The sequence below is a fragment of the Streptomyces sp. NPDC003691 genome (genome assembly GCF_053981115.1).
In genome coordinates this window covers 1-6,058 of record NZ_JBSFNQ010000175.1, presented here as the reverse complement: position 1 = coordinate 6,058, position 6,058 = coordinate 1, and the positions used below count along the sequence as shown (strand labels likewise).

Below are 6,058 nucleotides of genomic sequence, written 5' to 3'. Positions count from 1 at the left end.
TGGTGTTGCCAGAGGCGGGCGAGGGAGACCATGACGGCGAAGAGGGCGGGCTGGACGACGTCGGTGCGGTCGAGGTCGGGTGCGGTGTCGGTCTGATGGATGAGGTCGAGGAGTGACCAGTCGGTGTGGGGTGCGAGGGCGTGGTGGCAGGCGGTGAGGTGGTGGGCGAACACGGGCTGGGTGTCGAGGAGTTCGCGGGCCATGCCGGGCCACTGGGAGCCCTGGCCGGGGAAGACGAACACGGTCAGCGGCCGGGACGCGGCGGTGCCCCGGACCACGTTCCCCGCCTCACCACCCCGGCCCACCACACCGAGCCCGGTGAGCAGTTCGGCCCGGTCCCCGCCCACCACGACGGCCCGGTGCGACAGCTCCGCCCGGGTCGCGGCGAGGGACCTGCTGACCGCCGCGACATCCGTCTCCGGATCGTCGGCGAGCATCGTCTGGAGCCGTACGGCCAGCTCCCGCAGCGCGCCCTCCGAATGCGCCGAGAACATCCAGGGCACCGGCCTGTTCCCACCCTCGGGGTTCTGCGGACCTCCGGCCCGCGCGGTCTCCTCCGTGGGTGGTTGTTCGATGACGAGGTGGGCGTTGGTGCCGCTGATGCCGAAGGAGGAGACGGCGGCGCGGCGGGGGCGTCCGGTGTCGGGCCAGGGGCGGGGCTCGGTGAGCAGTTGGAGTGAGGCGTCCCAGGGGCTGTGCGGGGTGGGGGCGTCGATATGGAGACTCTGCGGGAGGTGCCCGTGGCGCATGGCCATGATGAGTTTGATGAGGCTCGCGATGCCCGCGGCGGCCTGGGTGTGGCCGATGTTGGATTTGATGCTGCCGAGATAGAGAGGCTGCCCTTCGCCGCGGTGGGTGCCGTAGGTGTGGTGGAGCGCCTGGGCCTCGATCGGATCGCCCAGTGTGGTGCCGGTGCCGTGCGCCTCGACCGCGTCGATATCGGCGTACGACAGCCCGGCATTCTCCAGCGCCTGCCGGATGACCCGCTCCTGCGCGGGCCCGTTCGGCGAGGTCAGCCCGTTGGAGGCACCGTCCTGGTTGATCGCCGAACCACGGATCACCGCCAGCACCGGATGACCGTTCCGCCGCGCCTCCGAAAGCCGCTCCAGCACCACCATGCCCACGCCCTCGGCCAGGCTGGTGCCGTCGGCGGCCGCGGCGAACGGTTTGCACCGGCCGTCCGGCGCCAGCCCGCCCTGCCGGCTGAACTCGACGAACACATTCGGCTCGGCCATCACCACCGCGCCGCCCGCCAGCGCGAGGGTGCATTCGCCGCGGCGCAGGGCCTGGGCGGCGAGATGGATGGCGACCAGCGACGACGAGCAGGCCGTGTCCACCGTCACCGCCGGGCCTTCGAAGCCGAGGGTGTAGGCGATCCGGCCGGAGAGGACACTGCCGGTACTGCCCGTGATCAGATATCCCTCGACCCCTTCGGGCACCGACGTCAGCCCGTGCCCGTAGTCGGTGAACGTCGCCCCCACGAACACACCGGTCGCGCTGCCGCGCAGCTTGTCCGCGCTGAGGGTGGCCCGCTCCAGTGCCTCCCAGGACGTCTCCAGGAGCAGCCGCTGCTGGGGGTCCATGGCCAGGGCCTCGCGGGGGCTGATGCCGAACACCCCGGCGTCGAACCGGTCCGCGTCATGGAGAAAACCCCCCTCCTGTACATAGGACGTGCCGGCGTGCTCCGGGTCGGGGTGGTACAGCTCGTCCAGCCGCCAGCCCCGCCCGGTGGGGAACGGCGAGACGGCGTCCCGGCCTTCGGCCACCAGCCGCCACAGCGCCTCGGGGGAGTCCGCCCCGCCCGGATAGCGGCAGCCGATCCCGACCACCGCGATCGGCTCCCGCGCCGCCGACTCCACCTCGTGCAGCCGGCGACGGGTCTGCTGGAGATCGCCGGTTGCCCGCTTCAGATAGTCGAAGAGCTTCTGTTCTTCCGTCATCGGAGCCTCATTCGTCCTCGTACGTTTCGGGGTCGGGCCGCGTTCGGCGCATCTGCCGCCGGGCACACCGGGTACTGCCGCTCTGCCGCGGCTCAGTGGTGCCCCAGCTCCTGGTCGAGCAGGGCGAAGACCTCCTCGTGGGTCGCCTCGTGGAGATCGGTCGCCGCCGGCCGGTCCCCGGCCGCCGCCTCCAGCCGGGCGAGGAGCGAACGCAGCCGCGGCAGCGCGGACCCGGCGGCCCGCTCGGTGGCTTCCGGGTCGGCGAGCGCCGATTCCAGCGCGGCCAGTGCCGCCGCCTCCGGCGCCGCGGGCCCGCCGGAGGTGGTCCGGGCGTCGAGGAAATCGGCGAGGGCCCGTGGCGTGGGGTGGTCGAACGCCAGCGTCGCGGGCAGTTGGAGACCGGTGGCGGCCGCCAGCCGGTTACGCAGTTCGACGGCGGTCACCGAGTCCAGACCCGCCTCTTTCAGGGCCCGCCCGGTATCCACCTCCGCGGCCCCGTCGTACCCGAGGACGGCGGCCGCCGTACGCCGGACGAGGTCCTCCAGCAGCAGCCGCCGGGCCCGGCCGGTGGCGGCGGCCAGCCGTGCGGTGAAACCGCCGTCCGCCGGATCCGTACCGGTGCCGCCGGGCCCGTCGCCGTCCCGGTCCCCGCCCGGTCCGGCGGCCGCCGCCTCGGGGACGTCCTCGAACAGCGGGCTCGGCCGGACCGCGGTGAACGCGGTGTGGAAACGGCTCCAGTCGATGTCCGCGACCGCGACGGCCGTCTCCCGGAGGGTCAGCACCTGTTCCAGGGCGGCCGTGGCCAACAGGGGGTCCATCGCCGGGACGCCGTGCCGGTTCAGCAGGGCGCTCACTGCCCGCTTCTCGGCCATTCCGCCGCCGCCCCAGGCACCCCAGGCGATGGAGACGGCGGGCCGCCCGCCGGCCCGGAGCCGGAGCGCGAACGCGTCGAGGAAGGCGTTCCCCGGCGCGTAGTTGCCCTGCCCGGCCGCGGCGAACATGCCCGACGTGGAGGAGAACAGGACGAACGCGTCCAGGTCCAGGCCCTCGGTGAGCGCGTGCAGATGACGGGCCCCGTCGACCTTCACCCGCAGGGTCCGTTCCAGGCGTTCGGCGTCGAGACCGTCCACGGGCCCGTCGTCGAGGACCGCGGCCGTGTGCATCACCGCGGTCAGCGGCAGGTCGCCGGGGATCCCGTCCAGCAGTCGCGCCAGCGCCGCCCGGTCCGACACGTCGCAGGCGGCGAAGGTCACCCGGGTGCCCAGCGCGGCCAGTTCGGCGCCCAGCTCCGCCGCACCCGGGGCGTCCGCGCCCCGGCGGGCCGCCAGCACCAGATGCGGAGCGCCGCGCCGGGCCAGCCACCGCGCCACATGCCCGCCCACGGCACCGGTGCCCCCGGTGACGAGGACCGTGCCGCGCGGACGGTAGGCGGGCCCGGGCGCGGACCCGGCGGCCGGGGCCCGTACCACCCGCCGTCCCAGCAGCCCGGACGCCCGCAGCGCCATCTGGTCGTCACGGCCCGGGGCCCCCAGCGCCCGTACCAGCAGCTCGCCCGCGGCGCCGTCGGGCCGGTCGGCCGCCAGGTCCAGCAGCCCGCCCCAGCGGGTGTGGTGTTCCTGAGCGACCACCCGCCCCAGCCCCCACAGCAGGGACTGGTCCGGTGCGGCCGGTGTCTCACCGTGTACGGCCGCGACCGCGCCGCGGGTGACGCACCACAGCGGGGTGTCCGGTGCCAGCTCGCCCAGCGCCTGCACCAGGGCGACGGTCAGCGCCAGCCCGCGGGGTGTCGACGGCAGATCCGGATCCCGCGTCTCGTCGAGACCGGCGAGGGACAACACCCCGCCGAGGGCGGCCGTGCCGTCGCCGAGGACCGCGCGCAGCCGCCCGGCGACCGCCGCCCGCCCGCTGCCGTCCGCGCCGATCCGGACCGTGAGCACCCGCGCGCCCGAGCGTTCCAGCGCCGACCGGCAGGCGTCGTACACCGGTTTCGCCTCCGGGACACCGGTCTCGACGAGCAACCAGTCCCCGTCGGTGCGGCGGGTGGACGCCGCACCGGCGAGCGGTTTCCACGCCACCCGGTACCGCCAGCGGTCCACCGTCCCCGCCTCGGCGGCGTCACGGTGCCAGGCCGACAGCGCGGGCAGCACCGCCGTCAGCGGCGCGTCCTCGGCCACCCCCAGCAGCCCGGCCAGCGCCGAGGCGTCCGGCTCCGCCACGGCGGACCAGAACGGCGCGTCCGCCGGGGCCGGGCCGGCCGCCGTACCGTGCGGAGCGCGATGGGCGAACCAGAAGGGCCGGTGCTGGAAGGCGTACGTCGGCAGATCCACCGCCCGGTACGGTTCCCCGGCGAACGCCCGCTCCCAGTCGACCCGGACGCCCTGGACATGGGCCTCCGCCAGCGTTCGCAGAAAGCGGGACCGGCCGTCCTCGTCGCGCCGCAGGGTGCCGAGCACGGCCCCGGTGCCCGCTTCCAGGGCGTCGTCCAGGGTGCCGCTGAGCCCGAGCCCGAGTACCGGGTGCGGGCTGATCTCCACGAAGGTGTGGTGGCCGCGGCCCGCCAGGGCCCGTACGGTCTCCGCCAGCCGTACCGGCTCCCGCAGATTGCGGAACCAGTACTCCGGTGTCAGCTCCGCCGTGTCCAGCCGGGACCCGGTGACCGTCGACCAGAACGCGATGCCCGCGGGCCGGGGCGTGATTCCCGACAGCCCGTCGACCACGTCCGCCCGTACGTCGTCCACATGCGCCGAATGGGAGGCGTAGTCGACCTGGACCCGGCGCGCCCGTACGTCCGCTTCGGCACAGGCGGCGAGCAGCGCGTCCAGGGCTTCGACGGCACCCGAGACGATTACGGAGGCGGGGCCGTTCACGGCGGCGACCGACAGCCGGTCCGCCCAGGGGGCGAGCAGTTCCGCCGTCCGCCGCTCGTCCGCCGCCACGGACACCATGCCGCCGCGGCCCACCAGCCGGGTCAGCACCCGGCTGCGGGAGGCCACGATCCGCGCCGCGTCCTCCAGGGACAGTGCCCCCGCCACGTACGCGGCGGCGATCTCGCCCTGCGAGTGCCCCACGACGGCGGCCGGTTCGACCCCCGCGGCCCGCCACTCGGCGGCCAGGGACACCATCACCGCGAAGAGCAGCGGCTGCACCACGTCGACGCGCTCCAGCGGCGGTTCACCGGGATCGCCGCGCAGCACCCCGGCCGGTGACCAGTCCACATGGGGGGCGAGGGCCCGCTCGACGGCCTCGAACTCCGCCCGGAACGCGGCCGAATCGGCCAGCAGCCGAAGCCCCATCCCGGGCCACTGGCTGCCCTGGCCGGGGAAGACGAAGACTGTCTTGCCGGGCGCCCGGGGCCCCGCAGTCAGCACGCCCGCGGCGGATTCTCCGGCGGCGACGGCGGCGAGCCCGGCCAGCAGCTCGTCGCGGTCGCGGCCCGTGACGGCCGCCCGGTGGGCCAGCGGCGCCCGGGTCACGGCGAGCGAGTAGGCGGTGTCTCCGATGTCCGGCGGTTCGCCGTCCGCGGCGGAGAACCGCCCGGCCAGCCGCGCCGCCTGGTCACGCAGCGCGGCCGGGGAGGCACCCGACACCAGCCAGGTGACGGGAGTGCCGGTACGCGGCTCCGGCGCCTGTTCCTCCGCTGCCGGTGGTTGTTCGATGACGAGGTGGGCGTTGGTGCCGCTGATGCCGAAGGAGGAGACGGCGGCGCGGCGGGGGCGTCCGGTGTCGGGCCAGGGACGTGCCTCGGTCAGCAGCTCCAGCGAGGCGTCCCACGGGGTATGCGGGGTGGGGGCGTCGATATGGAGTGACTCGGGAAGCCGGGCATGATGGATAGCCATGATCATTTTGATCAGGCCGGCGATGCCCGCGGCGGCTTGGGTGTGGCCGATGTTGGATTTGATGCTGCCGAGGTAGAGGGGTTGTTCGTTGGGGCGGTGGGTGCCGTAGGTGTGGTGGAGGGCTTGGGCTTCGATGGGGTCGCCGAGGGTGGTGCCGGTGCCGTGGGCTTCGACGGCGTCGATGTCCGCGTAGGAGAGTCCGGCGTTGTCGAGTGCCTGTTGGATGACGCGTTCCTGGGCGGGGCCGTTGGGTGAGGTGAGTCCGTTGGAGGCGCCGTCCTG

General features: G+C 74.5%; 2 protein-coding genes. Both read right to left on the bottom strand.

What is annotated here, in order from left to right:
- Positions 1-1,940: type I polyketide synthase (locus ACWDR0_RS34240; RefSeq protein ID WP_456355737.1), on the bottom strand; the 1,940-nt coding region annotated here is incomplete at its 3' end.
- Between the two features lie 92 nt (positions 1,941-2,032).
- Positions 2,033-6,058 (bottom strand): type I polyketide synthase (locus ACWDR0_RS34235; protein WP_456355736.1); only part of this gene is annotated, 4,026 nt, incomplete at its 5' end.